This window comes from Nocardiopsis sp. NPDC006198 (assembly GCF_040613895.1).
GTDB lineage: Bacteria > Actinomycetota > Actinomycetes > Streptosporangiales > Streptosporangiaceae > Nocardiopsis > Nocardiopsis tropica.
In genome coordinates this window covers 1-16281 of sequence record NZ_JBEXSY010000004.1, presented here as the reverse complement: position 1 = coordinate 16281, position 16281 = coordinate 1, and the positions used below count along the sequence as shown (strand labels likewise).

General features: G+C 76.0%; 14 protein-coding genes and 1 pseudogene. 8 read left to right on the top strand and 7 right to left on the bottom strand.

Going from position 1 to position 16281, the window contains the following annotated elements; translation table 11 throughout:
- Window positions 1-2: 2 nt before the first annotated feature.
- Genes ABZ234_RS04315 through ABZ234_RS04305 form a run of 3 tightly spaced genes read right to left on the bottom strand, consistent with a single transcriptional unit; the run spans window position 3 to window position 1232 of the window.
- Entirely contained in the window at window positions 3-344 is a 342-nt protein-coding gene (locus tag ABZ234_RS04315; protein WP_344185298.1) for a hypothetical protein, read from the bottom strand.
- A 2-nt stretch (window positions 345-346) separates the two neighbouring features.
- Window positions 347-682, bottom strand: a complete 336-nt coding sequence (locus ABZ234_RS04310) for a hypothetical protein (protein ID WP_344185299.1) — start codon at window positions 680-682, stop codon at window positions 347-349.
- A 16-nt stretch (window positions 683-698) separates the two neighbouring features.
- Window positions 699-1232, bottom strand: a complete 534-nt coding sequence (locus ABZ234_RS04305) for a hypothetical protein (RefSeq protein WP_355011009.1) — start codon at window positions 1230-1232, stop codon at window positions 699-701.
- A gap of 601 nt (window positions 1233-1833) precedes the next feature.
- Between ABZ234_RS04305 and ABZ234_RS04300 the strand changes: the two genes are divergently transcribed.
- The 7 genes from ABZ234_RS04300 (at window position 1834) to ABZ234_RS04270 (ending at window position 10921) form a co-directional block, all read left to right on the top strand.
- On the top strand, window positions 1834-2454 hold the full coding sequence (locus ABZ234_RS04300) for a hypothetical protein (RefSeq protein WP_355011008.1): 621 nt from the start codon (window positions 1834-1836) through the stop codon (window positions 2452-2454).
- Complete coding sequence (locus tag ABZ234_RS04295) at window positions 2451-3917, top strand: C40 family peptidase (protein WP_355011007.1); 1467 nt, start codon at window positions 2451-2453, stop codon at window positions 3915-3917. The genes ABZ234_RS04300 and ABZ234_RS04295 overlap by 4 nt, the downstream gene beginning before the upstream one ends.
- Window positions 3918-3963: 46 nt before the next feature.
- Window positions 3964-4365 (top strand): hypothetical protein, encoded by a 402-nt coding sequence (locus ABZ234_RS04290; RefSeq protein ID WP_355011006.1) that lies wholly within the window; start codon window positions 3964-3966, stop codon window positions 4363-4365.
- Between the two features lie 195 nt (window positions 4366-4560).
- The gene (locus ABZ234_RS04285) at window positions 4561-5574 is read left to right on the top strand and encodes a MoxR family ATPase (RefSeq protein ID WP_355011005.1); all 1014 of its coding nucleotides are present in this window, start codon (window positions 4561-4563) and stop codon (window positions 5572-5574) included.
- The gene (locus ABZ234_RS04280) at window positions 5574-6701 is read left to right on the top strand and encodes a DUF58 domain-containing protein (RefSeq protein WP_355011004.1); all 1128 of its coding nucleotides are present in this window, start codon (window positions 5574-5576) and stop codon (window positions 6699-6701) included. Before ABZ234_RS04285 ends, ABZ234_RS04280 begins: the two co-directional genes overlap by 1 nt.
- Complete coding sequence (locus ABZ234_RS04275) at window positions 6689-8956, top strand: transglutaminase-like domain-containing protein (protein ID WP_355011003.1); 2268 nt, start codon at window positions 6689-6691, stop codon at window positions 8954-8956. The genes ABZ234_RS04280 and ABZ234_RS04275 overlap by 13 nt, the downstream gene beginning before the upstream one ends.
- A gap of 48 nt (window positions 8957-9004) precedes the next feature.
- A complete protein-coding gene (locus ABZ234_RS04270) occupies window positions 9005-10921 on the top strand; it encodes a protein kinase (RefSeq protein ID WP_355011002.1) in 1917 nt (638 codons plus the stop codon).
- A 49-nt stretch (window positions 10922-10970) separates the two neighbouring features.
- Here the strand turns inward: ABZ234_RS04270 and ABZ234_RS04265 are convergent, their stop codons facing one another.
- The 4 genes from ABZ234_RS04265 to ABZ234_RS04250 all read right to left on the bottom strand — a co-directional run bounded on the left by ABZ234_RS04265 (window position 10971) and on the right by ABZ234_RS04250 (window position 16130).
- Window positions 10971-11408, bottom strand: a complete 438-nt coding sequence (locus ABZ234_RS04265) for a spore-associated protein (protein WP_355011001.1) — start codon at window positions 11406-11408, stop codon at window positions 10971-10973.
- Entirely contained in the window at window positions 11405-13615 is a 2211-nt protein-coding gene (locus tag ABZ234_RS04260) for a fibronectin type III domain-containing protein (RefSeq protein WP_355011000.1), read from the bottom strand. The genes ABZ234_RS04265 and ABZ234_RS04260 overlap by 4 nt, the downstream gene beginning before the upstream one ends.
- A 272-nt stretch (window positions 13616-13887) precedes the next feature.
- Window positions 13888-15393 carry a PQQ-binding-like beta-propeller repeat protein gene (locus ABZ234_RS04255; RefSeq protein ID WP_355010999.1) on the bottom strand — a complete coding sequence of 502 codons (1506 nt, stop codon included), beginning with the start codon at window positions 15391-15393 and terminating at the stop codon, window positions 13888-13890.
- Between the two features lie 116 nt (window positions 15394-15509).
- A complete protein-coding gene (locus ABZ234_RS04250) occupies window positions 15510-16130 on the bottom strand; it encodes a YigZ family protein (RefSeq protein WP_267947673.1) in 621 nt (206 codons plus the stop codon).
- 53 nt (window positions 16131-16183) lie between these two features.
- Between ABZ234_RS04250 and ABZ234_RS04245 the strand changes: the two are divergent.
- Window positions 16184-16281: pseudogene (locus tag ABZ234_RS04245) on the top strand (glycosyltransferase family 2 protein); the annotation flags it as partial.

The following is a 16281-nucleotide window of genomic DNA, read 5'->3' as shown; positions in this document are numbered from 1 at the left end:
CACTACCCGACGAGCGTGGTGACCACGGAAACGGCGACCAGCATCAGCGAGACGCCCATGACGGTCCACACCACGCCGCCGACGCCCTCGGCGGCCACCTCGGAGCGGCCCAGCTTGCCGGCGGCCATCTTCGCGGCCGAGTACAGGATGCCGATGACCCCGATCACGACGACGACGCCCTGGGCGATGTTGAGGAACCGCCCGATCGGGTCCCCGTCGGGGTCCTGGGTCCCCCCGACCCCCCAGTCCGGCATCCGCGGCCGGACGTCCCACGTCACCTCCGCGGGAAGGGCCGCGGCCAGGTGCGCCGCGTCCGCCGCCGCCGACAGGAGTTCCAGCGGCATCGTCAGCCGCCCGCGACGTTGGCGACCGCCAGGATGACCGGGATGGCGACGAGCATCAGGGAGATCCCCATGACCGTCCAGACCAGTCCGCCGACGCCGTCGGCGGCGAGGTCGGAGCGGCCGAACTTGCCGATGGCCATCTTGCCCGCGGCGAAGAGGATGCCGATGATGCCGATCACGACGATGATGCCCTGGCCCCAGCTGAACACCTGCTGGATCGGATCGTGTCCGTCCTCGAAGGCGGGCAGGTCCGGGTTGGTGTCCCAGCCGAAGGCGCCGTCCATCGGGACGGCGGCCATGTGGGCGACCAGGTCGTTGGTGGCGTTCAGAACGTCCATGCGTATCCAGTTCTCCTTACCCTGAGGCCTGGCGCGCCAGGGTCTCGCTCGCCGCTGCGAGGCACGCGTTCCTGACCCGCTCCAGGGCCCGCCTCGCCCTCGCGGGAAGTTTCACCCGGTCCGCCTCGACGGCGTCCACGTAGCGCAGGGCCGGGACGAACGGGAAGCGGACGAGGAGGCCGACCCGGTCGCGCACCAGGCCCAGGCGCGCCGCGGACTCGGCGGGTTCGGGCCCGGAGCCGTCCGCCGCGACCACCAGCGCCGCGGGCCGGAGGCCGTCGGCCTCCAGGACGTTGATGACCTCGGCGGCGCGGGCCGTCGAGGCGACGCTGTTCCGGGAGACGAGGACCAGGGGCCGTCCGAAGGCGCCGACACCGCCGCGGTCGGAGGAGTAGGCGCCGAGGTCCCAGGGGGTGTTCAGCAGCACGCGCAGCGTGGTGGTGCCCGCTCCGCCGTGGCAGCCGAGCACGACGGCCTCCCCGGCCCAGTCGGGCAGGGGCGGGCCCGCGGGTTCGCCCTGGTCCGTGCCGCCGGCCTGTCGCCTCCCCATGTGGTCCCCTCGTCCGTGTCGTGAAGGCGCCGCCTCCCCGGCGGGGTCGGCGCTCCCCGCGCGGCCGTCTTCCAGGACGCCGCGCCGGGCTGGGCGTCCGGGGCCCTGGGAGCGGTCGTCCGCCCTCGGATGCCTCCGGCAGTCCCGCCGCACCGGGGGGTTTCGCGTGACGACGCGAGAATGCGGTGGCGCCGTCGAACCGGGTTCGGGGGCCGAACAGCAGGCTATATATACCGCACCGAATCGAATCCGATCAAGTGACCGTTTTCATTCCTGCTACTTTGCGTGACCGGCCGGACATTGGAAACACTGGAAAGTGAACGAGGTCGACCTTATTTCACGAACGCAAAAGAGCCGACCCGTTCTTCTGCGTGATAAGCCTTGATCAATGCCATTGCTGCGCACCGCCGCCTCGGAGATCTCGACCTTTTTCCACGGGAGAACCCGCAGGTCTCCGGCCGAAACGTTATCGATTATCACCCTTCGTGACCCTCCTGTCGCACAGGCCCCATTGCGCTCCCGGTGCGCTCCCTGTACGCATGGGTGCATCTGTCCGCCCTCACGACTGGTGGGTACCCATGATCAGAACAGCGTGGCCGTCATGAGCGACTTCGCCGGCGGCTCGCGGGAGAAGACGATCGTGTTCGGGATCCTCGCCGTCCTGGTCGTCGTCCTGGTCGTCCTCGCGCAGCAGCTGCTCTCCGGTCCGGACGACGGCGAGGCGGCGCCCCCGGCGGAGGCGTCCACCGGGTCCGGGGGGAACGGGGGCGGAGGAGAGCCCGTCGGCGACGTCATGGCGCTGATGCCGTACTCGGAGGCCGAACTGGAGGCCGGGGCGGAGACCGCCGCGGCCTTCGTCGCCGCCTACAGCGAGGTCGATCCCGGGGAGAGCGACGACGAGCGCCTCGCCCGCCTCTCCCCCCTGCTCTCCGAGGACTTCTTCGGCGCCGTCGAGGAGTTCGTCCTCAGCACGCCCAACAGCGGGGCCTCCCGGGGGACCCCGCGGCGCGTCACCGCGGAGGCGACGGCCACGGCGATCCGCAACGTCGGCTCAGGGTCGGTCATCGTCGAGGTGGAGGCGCGGTTCATGACGGAGACCGGAGACGACGGCGGGACCGAGCCGGCGTCGTACGCGGTCACCGTGGTACCCGAGGGCGAGGGCTGGACGGTCTACGCCTTCCAGGACGCGGCGGTCGGGAACATCGCCGAGGAGGGCGCGTGACGGGCGCCTCCGGCGGCGCCGCCGGGGTCCTGTGGGATCGGGCCCGCGCCTTCCTCCTCCCCCGGCGGGGACGCGGCGGGGACCGGGGCAGCGCGACCGCGCGCGTGGGCGGGGGCGTCACGGCGCTCGCGGTCATGGGGGGCATCGCCTACGCCGCCACCGTGTGCGGCCCTGCGGGCGGAGCCGCGCCGAGCAGCGCCGACGGGGCCGGCTCGTCGGGGGGCGTCGTCCAGGCGTCCGCGAACACGTCGAGCGAGACGATCAGCATCAGCGCGCACGGGGAACCGGGTTCCTCGCAGAAGTCCGTCCGCGTCGACATCCCCGACAACGTCCTCCGCGCGCACCGCATGGCGGCCGAGGCCTACGGCCTGCCCTGGGAGCTCATGGCCGCGATCGGCGCGATCGAGACCCAGAACGGCCAGTACGTCTCGACGGACCCGAACTGGCACTCCGGCCTCCGGGAGGGTGAGCGCAACCCCTACGGCGCCGCCGGGATCGTCCAGTTCGGCGTCCAGGACCTGCGGACCGGACAGGTCGGCGGCCGACTCGGCAGCGCGGGCAACTCGTGGGGCGGGAAGCCGAAGGAGCCGGTCGAGGACCGCCGCTTCCACTACGAGGTGGGCGAGATGCCGGGCAACCCGACCTACTTCGGGATCGACGGCAACGACGACGGCATGGTCAACGTCTGGGACCCGTGGGACAACATCGCCTCGGGGGCCTTCAGGATCGCCTACTACGCCGACCAGGCGGAGAAGAGGGGGTCGGGCTCCGTCTGCGGGAGCGGGCGGGCGGACCTGACCCCGATCGAGTGCACGGTCTACAAGCACAACCCCGCCCGGTGGTACGTCGCGCAGGTGCTGGAGGTGGCCGAGTACTACAGCGGCTCCGGCCTCGCCCCGACGTCCCCGTCCCTCGAGCTCCAACAGGCCTCCTCGACCCCGGGACAGGGGCGGGACTGCGAGGAGCAGGGCGGCAACGCGTCCCGGGCCGCGTTCCTGGGCGACGTCGGCGAGGAGCACCGCACCGCGGTGGAGTTCGCCAGACAGCAGATCGGCAAGCCCTACGTGTGGGGCGCCCGGGGGCCCGACTCCTACGACTGCTCGGGGCTCACCCAGGCCGCCTGGCGCGCGGCGGGGGTGACGATCCCCTGGGTGACGACGACGCAGTGGGATCCGGGCAACGCCGAGTACCGGGGAGGGACGGCCCGGCGCGTCCTGGAGGGGGACCTGGACATCTCCGTCCTCCAGCCCGGCGACCTCCTCCTCTTCCACACCAGTCCGAGGTACGCGAGCCCGTCGCACGTCGGCATCTACTCCGGCGGAGGCCGCATGATCCACGCCGCGAACCCGAGCAAGCCGATCGAGGAGGTGTCGATCGACTCCGGGTACTACCGCTCCTCCTTCGTGGGGGCGGTCCGGATCAGCCCCGACTCCTCGGGCGGCGAGGACAGCTTCGCGGCGTGACGGCCCGTCCCCGCGTTCCACGAACCCATCGAGAGGATGATCCACCATGGTCGCACCTGTCGTCGTCGCCCTCGGAGGCGCAGCCCTGCGTGCAGGGGCACAGAGGCTCGGCGGCGCCGTCGCCTCCCGTGGCGGGGCCTGGCTCGCCGGAAGGGGCGGCTGGAAGGGCCTGATGACGGGGGCCGCCAAGGGCGCCGGGGCCTTCTCCCTCGGCGCCCTCAAGTTGGGGGCGAAGGCCGGGGTCCAGGGCCTCGGAGCCCTCGGCGGCCTGGCCATGGGCGCCGCCTCGGGCGTCATGGGCGCGGCCGGCGCCGCGGTGGGCGGCGCCACCGGCCTGCTCTCCGCCCTGGCGGGAGCCTTCGAGACCGCGGGCTCCGGGCAGAGCTACGGCATGTCCGGACCGATGCTGAGGGGAAAGGGCAGGGGCGCCACACCGCTCCATGCCTGACGCCGCCCTCCCCCGGACCGCTCCCCCGGGAGCGGTCCGTCCCATCCGTACCGGTTCGTGCGGTTCAGCCGCGATCGCGCTATCTTCACGCCGGTGAGCGCCTGCCCCGAGTGCTCCCTCCGACACGCCTCCCCGCCGCCGTGAACGGCGGCGGCGCTCCACCCCCAGCACTTCACGCGGAAAGACGCCCTCTCCATGAACACCCACGTCTCTCCCCCCTCGGACGCCCCCCTGTCCTCCGACGACGCGGTCATCCGCGCCGACGAGTTCGACGGCATCGCCGCCTCCGTCGAGGCCGCGGTCCTGGGCAAGTCCGACGTCGTACGCCTGGCCCTGGTCGCGATGCTCACCCAGGGCCACATCCTGCTGGAGGACGTCCCCGGCACCGGGAAGACCACCCTGGCGCGCGCCATCGCCGCGAGCGCGAACGGCGACTGGCGGCGCATCCAGTTCACCCCGGACCTCCTGCCCTCCGACATCAGCGGCGTCACGATCTTCCACCAGGGGACCCGCGAGTTCGAGTTCCGTCCCGGTCCCGTGTTCGCCAACGTCGTCATCGCCGACGAGATCAACCGGGCCTCGCCCAAGACCCAGTCGGCCCTGCTGGAGGTCATGGAGGAGCGGGCGGTCACCGTGGACGGCGTCCGGCACGGCGTCCCCTCCCCCTTCCTCGTCGTGGCGACGCAGAACCCCGTGGAGATGTCGGGCACGTACCGCCTGCCCGAGGCCCAGCTGGACCGGTTCCTGATGCGCCTCACCCTCGGCTACGCCGACCCGGCGTCCGAGCTCGCGATCATCCGGGGCGACCGGCTCGTCACCCCCGAGGACCTGGAGCCGACCGTCGACGCCGAGCGGATGGCCGCCATGAGGCGCGACGCCCGGCGGGTGTTCGTCCACGACTCCGTCTACGAGTACGTGCTCCGGGTCGCCCACGCCACACGCGACCACCGGGAGCTGAGCGTGGGCCTGTCGACCAGGTCGACGGTGGCCATGGCGAGGACGGCCCGGATGCTCGCGCTCGTCTCGGGCCGGCCCTTCGTGGAGCCCGAGGACGTCAAGCTCCTGGCCCAGCCGGTCTGGGCCCACCGCCTGGTGCTGTCCCCGGAGGCCTCGGTCGGCGGGCGCACCGGGGCCGACGTCCTGGACGGGATCCTCCGTGAGACCCCCGTGCCGTCCCCGGGCGCGGCCGGGGTCCCGGCGGTCCGCTGATGCCGACCGTCCGGGGGTGGCTCGTCGCCGGGGCGGGCCTGGTCCTCCTCGCGGTGGGCGTGGTGTCCCAGTACCAGGAACTGGCGCTGCTCGGCGGCGTGGCCGTGACCGCGGTCGCCGCGGCGTCGCTCGCGGTGGGGCGTCCGGCCGCCGTGGCGGTCCGGCGCTCGCTCCCCTCCCCGCGCACCTCGCCGGGGTCCGCCCTGCGGGTGCGCCTGGAGATGCGCAACCCCGGCCGGCGCTCCGTCAGCGTGGTCGAGCCCGTGCGCGGTCACGGGGGCGAGCGGCCGGTGCGGCTGCCGTCCCTGGGAGCGCGTGCCGCGGGCGGGGCCGAGTACCGCGTCCTGGCGGCCCGGCGCGGGGTGGTCTCCCTCGGCCCCCTCCGGGTCGGGCGCGCGGACCCGCTGGGGCTCGCCGCGGTGTACCGGGAGTCCGGCGGCGCCGACCGGGTGTGGGTCCATCCCCGGTGGGAGCGCCTGCGCACCGTCCCGGTCGGCCGGGTGGCCGACCCGGAGGGCACGGCCGACGGCGCCCCGGCGGGCGCGCAGACCTTCCACTCGCTGCGCGACTACGTGCCCGGCGACGACCTGCGGCTGGTCCACTGGCGCAGCTCCGCGCGGCTGGACAAGCTCGTCGTGCGCGAGTACATCGACACCTCGCAGCCGCGCCTCCACGTCATCGTCGACGACCGGCCCACGGCCGGGGGCGAGGACCGGCTGGACGAGGTGGCGAGCGCGGCCGCCTCGGTGCTGGCGACCGGGGTACAGGCGTCGCTCCACTGCGAGGTGAGCCTGGTGAGCGGTCGGGGGCGCGACAGCTCCGGAGGGCTCCCCCCGCTGCTCGACCTCCTGGCCGAGGCGCGTCCGACGCCGGACGCCGACCTCCCGCAGGCCCTCCGCCTGGCCCGGACCCGGCCCTCCGGGGACACGGCCGTCCTGGTGAGCGGCGCGCTCACCACCACCGACCTGCGGTCCTTCGGAGAGCTCGGACACCACTACTCGGCCCTGGTCGCCGTGACCGTCGGCACGGAGGACCGGCCGAGCGCCCCCGCTCCGGTCACCCTGCTCGCCGCCGGCGACGCGGCGGGGTTCGTCGAACGCTGGAACGAGACGTCATGGCCACGCTGACCCCGCCGCGCCCCCCGGAGACCGCGCCCGCCCCCGGTCGGGGGCCCGGCACTCCGCTCCGCGCCGTCCTGGCCCCCGTCGGGCTGGTCATGGCCGCCGCGGCGGGGGGCGTCGCCCTCGCGCCCGGTTACGCCGACCCGGCGCCGGTCTACGCGGTGCTGCCGCTCTGCGCCCTGCTCTCCGTCGCCGTGACCCTGGCGGCGCGGGCCCGGCTGTCCCCGCTCGCCGGGATCCTCGTCGGTCTCCCCCTGCCCCTGGCGGGCGTGGTGGTGTGCGCGGCCCGGATGCCCGGCCAGGGGACGGGCGTGCTGGGAGGGACGGTGGAGGCCCTCCTCCACTCCGGGGCGCGCATCCTGACGAGTGCGGCGCCCACCCCCCTGAACGCGGACACCCTGACGCTGCCGCTCCTGGCCACGTGGATCACCGGTGTGGCCTCGGTGCTGCTCTGGCAGGGGACGCGGCCCGCGCTGGCCGTCCTCCCCGGCCTCCTGGCGCTCGTCGGCGCCGTCGTCCTGAACGGCCCGGTGGCGCCGCCGGGGTTCCCCTCCATCGGCCTGGTCGCGGTCGCCGCGGTCCTGCTCATGGCGGCGTCCTCCGACGGCCGGACGGCCGCGCGGGGGCGCGCCGGGTCGGAGGACCTGCGGATCGAGGTCGACGCACCGGAGACACAGACCCTCGGACGGCTCGGTCGGATCCTGGTGACCGCGGTCGCGGCGGCGCTGGCGGCCGCCGCCACGGTGTTCGGCGGTCCCGTCCTCCTCTCCTCCTGGGAGGCGGCCCCGGGCGACCCGCGCGAGGCCGTGCGCCCGCCCCTCGCGCCGGAGGCCGCCCTCAACCCGCTCGGCTACCTCGCGGCCTGGGCCGCCGAACCGGACGACCCGCTGCTCACAGTGCGCTCCGAGGAGCCGGTGGACCTGCGGTGGGTCGCCCTCGCGGAGTTCACCGGGACCACGTGGCTGCCCGAGGGCGGCTACCGCGCCGCCGGGGAGGTGCTCCCCGACCCGGTGCCGCCGCCCCCGCACGCCACCGGCGTCCGCGCGGAGATCTCCGTCGGCGACGACCTTCCGGGCGGCTGGGCGCCGGTCGTCGGGGTTCCGCGGCGGGTCGGGCTCCAGCCCCTGGGCTACGACGCCGTCTCGGGGACGGTGGTGAGCGCGGACGGCGGCATCGCGGGCGCGCGCTACGAGGTCGCCGGCGACGTGGCGGACTGGAGGGCGGCCGAACTCGCGGACGCGTCCGTTCCGGCCGACGCGGTCTTCGACCGCTACCGCGAGCTGCCCCCGGGGGCGCCGCCGGTCCTGAACGACGTGGCGGCGGCCGTCGCCGGGCAGGGGTCGCCGTACGAGCGCGCCGTCCTCCTCTCGGAGTACCTGCGGGAGTCCCACTACTTCTCGGCGCAGACCCCCGGCGGCCACGGCTACGCCAACGTCGCGGACATGCTGGCCCCGCCGGGGCAGCAGGGCGGCGGCGGGACCTCCGAGCAGTTCGCGAGCGCCTTCGCCATGCTCGCCCGCGCGGCGGGCCTGCCGAGCCGCGTCGTCGTGGGGTTCGGCTCCGGCGCCGACGAGGGGGACGGCGTGCGCACGGTGACGACCGGTGACGCGCTGGCGTGGGGCGAGGTCTACTTCAACGGCGTCGGATGGGTGCCGTTCTCCGTCACCCCGGGGGAGGAGGGCGGGGACGGGGCCGAGGAGGCCTCCTCCGGCGCGGCGGAGGCGGAGGCCCCCGAGGAGGCGGACGACGCGAACGGCGCGGACGACGACACAGGCCCCGGCGCACCGCCGGAGAGGGAGCCCGGGGCGGCGCCGCTGTGGCCCTTCCTGACCGCGGGGGGTCTGCTGCTCGCCACCGCGGCCGCCGTTCCGGCGCTGCGGCTGGCGCGGAGCCGGTGGCGGCTGAGGCCGGGCGCCCCGGAGCGGCGCGTGCTGGGCGCCTGGCGGGAGCTGTGCGACCACCTGCGCCAGTGCGCGGGCGCCCCTCCGCCGCCGGGCCACACCGTCGGCGACACCGTGGCGCTCGTCCAGGCCCTCCTGCCCGAGGAGGGGCGGGAGTGGGCCCGGGTCGACCTGCGGCGCCTCGCGGGGGCGGTCAACCGGGTCGGCTTCGCCCCGGGCGCCGGGGTCTCCGCGACGGAGGCCGCGCACATCACCGACGGGGTCCGCCGCCAGTCCCGCGCGCTGCGGCGCACGCTCGGCCGCGGCAGGAGGCTGGCCTGGTGGTTCGATCCCCGTCCCCTGTTCTGGCGGGCGCCGTGACGCCCGTCTCCGACCGTCGCCCGCCGCACGGCGGGGAAGGGGCGTTCCATGAGTAGTACGGGGTCCGGCGCCAGCCTCGTCCCGGGGTTCCACTCCCTGGAGGTGCTGCACCGCGGCGCCTCCTCGACCGTCTACCGGGCCGTCCCGGACGCGGGCGGCGACCCGGTCGCCGTCAAGGTCCTGCGGGGCCCGGACGGCGGGGCCGAGTCCGAGCGCCTGCGCCGGCTGTCCGGCGTGCCGGGGGTGGTGCGGGTCCTCGGCCACGGCTCGACCACGACGGGGCGCCCGTTCGTGGCCATGGAGCTCCACGCGGGCGGGGACTACGGCCGGGTCCTGGCGGACCGCCACCCGCTCCCGGTGGACGAGGTCGTGCGCGTCGGCCTGGACGTGGCCGGCGCGCTGGCGGGCGTGCACGCGCTCGGCCTGCTCCACCACGCCGTGGAGCCGTCCAACGTGCTGGCGGGAGAGGGCGGCGCCGTCCTCACGGCCGCGGGCGCGACGCTGCCCGGGGGCTCCCTCCCGCCGCCGGCCGGGCCGCGTACCGGCGCGCTGCTCCACGCCCCGCCGGAGGCGGTCCGGGGCGGACCGCCGACCGCCGCCTCCGACGTCTACCGACTGGCCGCCACCCTGTGGGAGCTGCTGGCGGGACGGCCCCCGTTCGGTGACGGGGCGGAGGCCGCCGCCGACCCCTTCGGCTACCGGGAGCGCGTGCTCGGCGGCGGGGCCCCGGGACCGCCGCGCCCCGGCCTGCCCGCCCCGCTGGTCGCGGCCCTCGCACGGGCGCTCGACCGGGACCCCGGGAACCGCTACGCCGACGCGGAGGGCTTCGCCGCGGCCCTGGCCCCGGACGGCGGCGGGGCTGCGGGGGCGGCCGTCGCCGCCCCGGCTCCGGCGCACGGCGGCGTCCCGGACGCGCCCGGGCCGGTGCCGCCTCCCTCGCCTCCCGGGGCGGACCCGCCGCCGGCCGCCCCCTGGCCCGGGTCCGCCCCGGAGGGCGCGGGCACACCGGCGGAGGACGTCCCGCCGCAACCGTCTGCCGGAACCGGACGGTCCGCAGGACAGGGCGCGCCGACCGCGGGCACCGCCGCTACGGCACGGGAGAGGCCCGCGCACCCGTCGGGGGACCCTGACGCCTTCCGGGAGGACGGTGCGGCTCCGACGGCCCGGGAGCACGCCGTGCCCGTGCTCCCCGACCACCCGCCCGCCGACGACCCGGCCCCCTCAGGCCCGCGCGCCCCGGGAACGGCTTCCCGCACCGCCCCCGCCCCGCCCGCGGGCGACGACACCGCCGACCCCTGGCAGGGGCTCGTGGAGTGGGAACCGCCCCGTGCCGCTCCCGCACCGCCGCCTGCGCCGCCCGCCCCGGCGTTCGGGGCGGGCACGCCGTACGCGGCCCCCGCCGCGCAGGCGCCGTTCGGGCCCGCCACCGGCGGACCGGCCGCGGACCGCGGCCCCGTGCCCCCGCCGGGGGCCCGCGACGCCGGGGAGACGCGGTCGCGGTGGCTCCGCCGCGTCCAGGTGGCCGTGTCCGCGACGGCGGTCGTCGTCATCGCCCTGGGGCTGGCGGCCTTCGTGTACCCGGGGCCGGTCGCCGCGCTCCTGGCCTCCGTCGGACTGGTGGAGCCCGGGGCGGACCCGGCCCCCGCCCCGGTGGACCCCTTCTCGGCCCCGCACGCCGCCGTCTCCCGGGAGTCGGCCCCCACGGGCGTGGAGGTGGAGGACTCCGGCGGCGCCGTGGTCCTCACGTGGACGGACAACGCCGGGGAGGGCACGCCGCACCACGTGGTGGGCGGCCCGGCGGGCGGGGCCTACACGGCGCTCGCGGAGGCGGGGCCCGGCGCGGCGGAGGCGCGGGTGACCGGCCTCGACGCCGCCGGGGAGTACTGCTTCGTCGTCATCGCCGTGCTGAGCGCGGACGAGGTCGCCCCCTCGGAGGAGGCGTGCACGGAGCGCGGAGCGGGGTGACCGGACGGCCCGCGGGAGCGGGCGCGCCGGGGTCCGGGCCCCGGCCCTGTCAGGCGCCGCAGTTGGTTCCGAACCAGGTGTTCGACCGGTCCCCGGCGGCCCCCGACACGTCGACGCACACGTTCTTCGCCTGGACGATGGCCGCTCCGGAGGTCCCGTTACCCGTTCTCCAGTTCGCGCCGCCCGCGCCGTCCGAGCGCCTGAGCCCGACGTCCGCGTAGCCGCTGTTGCTGACGGTCACGGCGCAGTTGTACCCGGTCGCGCCCTCGTAGTAGAGGTAGACGTCGCCCTGCCCGTTGGGCAGGGGCTGGGGCCACCCCTCGGCGTTCTGTGTGTACTCCAGCGCGCCCTCGGGGGTGGCCGCGTTGCACAGCGCCATGGGGTCGGCCCCCTGGGCAACGGTGGCCGAGGACATCACCAGGACCGCGGCGGCCACGACCGCCGCGCCCGCCCAGGTCCGGCGGGCCCGCTTCCGGCGGAGGCTCATCTGAACTCCTGTTCGCACCTGGACTGGCTGCTGGTACTCGAATCGGCTGCGGTCCCGTCCGCCCCCACGGCGACCACGGTGAAGGAGTAGCAGCGTCCCGTCCCCCCGCGCCCGAGGGTGTGGGAGAGCTGCCCGCCCCCGGCGGAGGACCCGGTCACCGTCACGGCCCCGAGCCCCCCGTCGCCGCGCGGCGTGATCGTGTACTCGGCCGCGCCGTCGACCTGGGCCCAGGTCACGGTCACGTTGTCGCCGGAGACCGTGTGCGAGACGCCGGACGGGGCGCCCAGCCGCACCTCGGGCATCGTGAGCGGGGCGCTGTCGGTCGACCCCCCGCTCACCATGCCCTCCGTGCGGGCGGTGACCGTGAACGTGTAGGTCTCGCCGGGCGAGAGGCCCGCGACGTCCACGGACGTCTGGCCCGAGGTGCGGTCGCTGGGGTTCTCGCCGGATTCGGCCCTGGTGGCGACCAGGTAGTCGTTGGCGCCCTCGACCGCGCTCCAGGAGACGGTGGCCGTGCCGCTGCCCGACGCCGTGGCCGTCACGTCGGCCGGGGCGTCCGGGGCCTGCGGGCCCGGCACGATCTCGGAGGTCTGGGCGGCCGGGCCGGTGCCGTGGGAGTTCACCGCGCGGACCATGAACCGGTAGGTGGTTCCGTTGGCGAGGCCGGTCACCTCGGCCTCCAGCTCCTCCCCGCCGACGGTGACCCTGCCGCCCTCCCAGGTGATCCGGTACTCGTCCACGGGCGCGTCCGGCGAGTAGGCCTCGGGCCAGCTCAGGAACGCGGAGCCGTCCCCGGCGGTGACGGACACGGGCGTGGGCGCGCCGGGCGCCTCCCCGGCGTCGGGTTCCCCGTCCGGAGCGGGGTCCGGCTCGTCCGCCCCCGCGGGGGCGGGCTCCGACTCGGGCGCGGACGGCTCCTCGGAAGCCGGGGTCCCGGCGCCCGGGTCGGGGGCGGCGCCTCCGGTCTTTGGCTGTTCCCCCACGTTCCCGCCCGGCAGGGGCTGCGGTGCGGGGGCCCCGCCGTCCGCGTCGCCCGGGCCGGGCGGCGGATCGGCCTTGTCGACGACGGTCGCCCCGCCGTCCGGGTCGACGATCGCGGCCACCCCGGTGTGGGGGGAGTTGATGTACAGGCGCCCTTCCCGTACCTCCAGCTCCAGGGGGCCCTCGGCCCCGGGCAGGGAGACGGGGTTGAGCTCGGCGCCCTGCGCGTCGAACACGCGGACCGTCCCCTCCTCGGGGAACGGCACGTAGACGCGGCCCTCGTAGGCGGTCGCCGTGCCCCCGCCGTCGCCCGCCGGGAAGTGCCCGATCCCGGCGGATCCGGCCGGGTCGGTGACGGTGAGGACCTCGCCGGTCCCGGGGAGCGTCACGGCGACGACGTCGCCGTGGGTGCGGACGGGCATCTCGGCGCCCTCCAGCTCCACGGGGACGTCCGTGACCACGGGGTCGCCGTCGCCGCGCACGGCCACCACCCGCCCTCCCCCGGGGTCGGTCACGAGGGCGCCGTCGTCGAGGACGGTCATGGCGATCCCGGTCCCGGGCTCCGCCACCGCCAGCGTCTCCGTGATGGCGGCGTCCTCGCCCTGGATCCGCACGCCGACGGCCGTGCCCTGCGTGGGCACGCCGAGCCAGAGGGTGTCGGAGTCGTCGAACGCGCCGCCGGTCAGGGGCGCCGGGACGTTGAGCGTGGCCCCGGTGGGTTGGAGGGTGGCCGGATCGACGGCCTTGACCTCGCCCGTGGCGCGGTCGATCACCGCCGCGGTCTCCTCCCCCAGGACGAGTCCGAAGTCGCCCCCGCTCCCGAGCTCCAGCACGCCGGAGTACCCCATGCGCCGGAGGTCGACCGAGGTCACCTTGCCGGTGGCGGGGTCGTAGAGCAGGAGGTACTCGTCGTTCTGGACGACCTGGACGTCCACGCCGGCGGCCTCGGGCAGGGACGCCACGAGGTCGACCGCGGCGTTGTTCCCGTTGACCCGCACGGCCTCGCCGACGGGGCTCGTCCACAGCCAGACGGTGCCGTCGGACATCTCGTCGGCGCGTCCGACGGCGCCGGTCCCGAGGACGGAGCTGACGACGGCCGCCGCCAGGAGCGTGACGGTGATCCCGGAGGCGTGGGAGCGGGTGCGCTCGCCGACCGCCCGCGCCCAGCGCCGCAGGGGGGCGGGGCGGGGAGCCGGCGGCGCCGGGTCGGAGGAGGGGTCCACCATGCTTGGCTCCCGTTTGCGAGTGGCTCACCATCCCGTCGGCCGGCGGGGGCCGGAGCGTCGACGGGGGGTTCGGCGCGGTTCAGGGGCCGGGGAGAGGATGAAGGCACAGAATGTCTACCAGGGCACCGACAGGACAGTCAATGTCGTTCTGTGGTGTTCTGTACGGTCACCGGTGCCGGAGCCCCTCCCGGGCGCGCGTCCCCGGGACGCGCTCCTGCGGGCGGCCTCCTGCCGCACGCGCCCCTCCCCTCCGGCCGGTGCGCCCGGCCCGGTCAGCCCCCGTCGCCGGGGGACCCGGACGGGTCGCCGCCCCGCTCCGGGTCGTCCGCCGGCGCCTCCGAGGGGCCCTCCTCCGGCGGCGGGCCGTACACGAAGCGCTGCCGGTCGTGGACGAGGATCGCGTACCCGTCCTCGGTGACCGCCTCCACGTACGCCGACAGGTCGTCGCCCACCACGTCCATGGTGACGGCGTCGAGCACCAGCTGCTCGTCCGCGCCGGTGCTGCCCCGGGAGTCGCCGTAGACGAGGCCGTCGAAGGCGAAGGCGGGGGAGATCGATCCGGCCTCCTCCTCCAGCCCCCAGAGGACCTCTCCCCCGGCGAGGTCGACGGCGACCGTCGTGGCCTCCCCGCTCGCCTGGGGCAGCAGGAGGACGCCGGTGGAGGCGTCGTACAGGTTGCCGACGGTTCCGGCCGGGTCGAACGCGCCCGCGGTGGGGTTGGCGCCCGGCTCCTCCAGGGTCCACAGCAGGTCCCCGGTGGTGGGGTCGTGGGCGGAGAGCGTCGAAGGGGCCTCGGGCTGGGCCCAGCGCAGGAGCACGACCGCCTCGTCCGCGCCGTCCCCCTCCCGGGCTTCCCCGTCCCCGGCCCCGTCCGCCCCGCCGTCCGCGGGGTCGGCCCCGCCGCCCTCCTCCGGGCCGGGCAGCGGGTAGACGCCCATCACCTGCGGCGGGAGGACGGGCCCGGAGGAGTCCAGGCCGGCGTCCTCCCCGTCGACCGTCCACAGCTCCTCGCCCGCCGTGTCGGCGGCCACGGAGCGCGCCTGGAGCGAGGGGCCGCCGGACGCGAGCACCACCATGTCGCCGCGGGCGGCCACGGGCACGCCCAGCGAGGGTTCCCCCGCGCCACCGTCCCCGTCGGCGCCGTCCCCGCCCTCGGCAGGCTCCTCCGGCTCCTCGGACCCCTCGGACTCCTCCGGTTCGGCGAACTCGTACGACCACAGCTCGCCGCCGTCGGCGTCGAGCAGCGTGAACTCCCCGTGGGGCTCCTCCGCGCTCCACCCCTCGGGGCGCCGCACCGCCAGTCCGTCGAGGTAGGCGTCGCCCTCCTCCTGCGGCTCCCACACCGGTTCGCCCCGGGAGTCCAGGACGAACGGGACCCCGTCGGCGTCCGCCATCGACAGGACCCGGGCGCCGTCGGCGGCGGAGTCGAAGCCGCGGAAGCGCGCCTCGCCCTCCCACAGGGTGTCGCCGGTCGCGGCGTCGTGCAGGAGGTGGCGGTCCTCGCCGCCGGAGCTGATGAGGAAGGACTCGCCGACCGGGCTGATCCGCACGCCGAGGGGGTCGTCGAGGATGTCGTGGGCCTGCGCGGAGTCGCCGTGCAGGTACCGCAGGACCTCGCCCTCGACCCCGGGCGGCGCCTCACCCGCGAACGAGGTCGGGAGCGGGGCGGGTTCCGCCTCGGGGGAGGGCGCGGGAGGTTCCGGGTCGCCGGTGCAGCCGGCCGCCAGCAGCGCCGCGAGGCCGCAGGTGAGGGCCTGGGGCACCCGTGAGCTGCGCATGGACGGTTTCTCCCCGGGAACGACGACGTATACGGCAAATCCTAAGCTGCCCCGTCGTCCGCCGATACACGTGGACCGCCACTGTTACAGCCACGTGAACGTGGCGTCCGGCGGGATCAGGGCTCGACCTCGACGACGGTGGCGCCTCTCACCTCGAACTCGGCCCGGCCCCCGGTCATCTCGGCCAGGCGGAGCCCGAAGCCGTCCAGGTCGGATTCGGGGAGGGCCACCTCGATGCGGACCCGGTCCTCGTAGGCGACCCCGCGCACGGTCAGCGACGAGTCGCGCAGGTCGCTCTCCAGCCGTCCGCCGAGCACGTAGTCGGCGAACACGTCCACGAGGAGGAGGCGCCGGCGTTCCAGGACCCCCACCCGGTCCACCGCGGCGGACACGGCGCCGCCGTAGGCCCGGATGAGCCCCCCGGCGCCGAGCTTGGTCCCGCCGAAGTAGCGGGTGACCACGGCCACGGTGTCGGTGAGCCCGCGGTGGCGGAGCACCTCCAGCATGGGCACGCCCGCGGTGCCCGCGGGTTCGCCGTCGTCGCTGGAGCGCTGCACGCCGCCGTCCTCGCCGAGCACGTACGCGGTGCAGTTGTGGGAGGCGTTCCAGTGCTCCTTGCGCCGCTCGGCGATGAAGGCGCGGGCGGCGTCCTCGCCGTCCGCTCTGGCCAGGGCGCAGACGAACCGGGACCTCTTGATCTCCAGCTCGTGCTCGCCGCCGCGTCTGATCGTTCGCATGTCGCCTGTTCGGCAGGGGTCGTGGTCTGCGACCAGTGTCCCATCCCGCCGCGGCTGACATGACCATCGCGCTCTTCCCCGCCACCCGCATGCGCCTGGGCGGCCACGGTTTCGTGGTGCGCCTCGCCCGGGGCGGGGTCAGCCGGGCCAC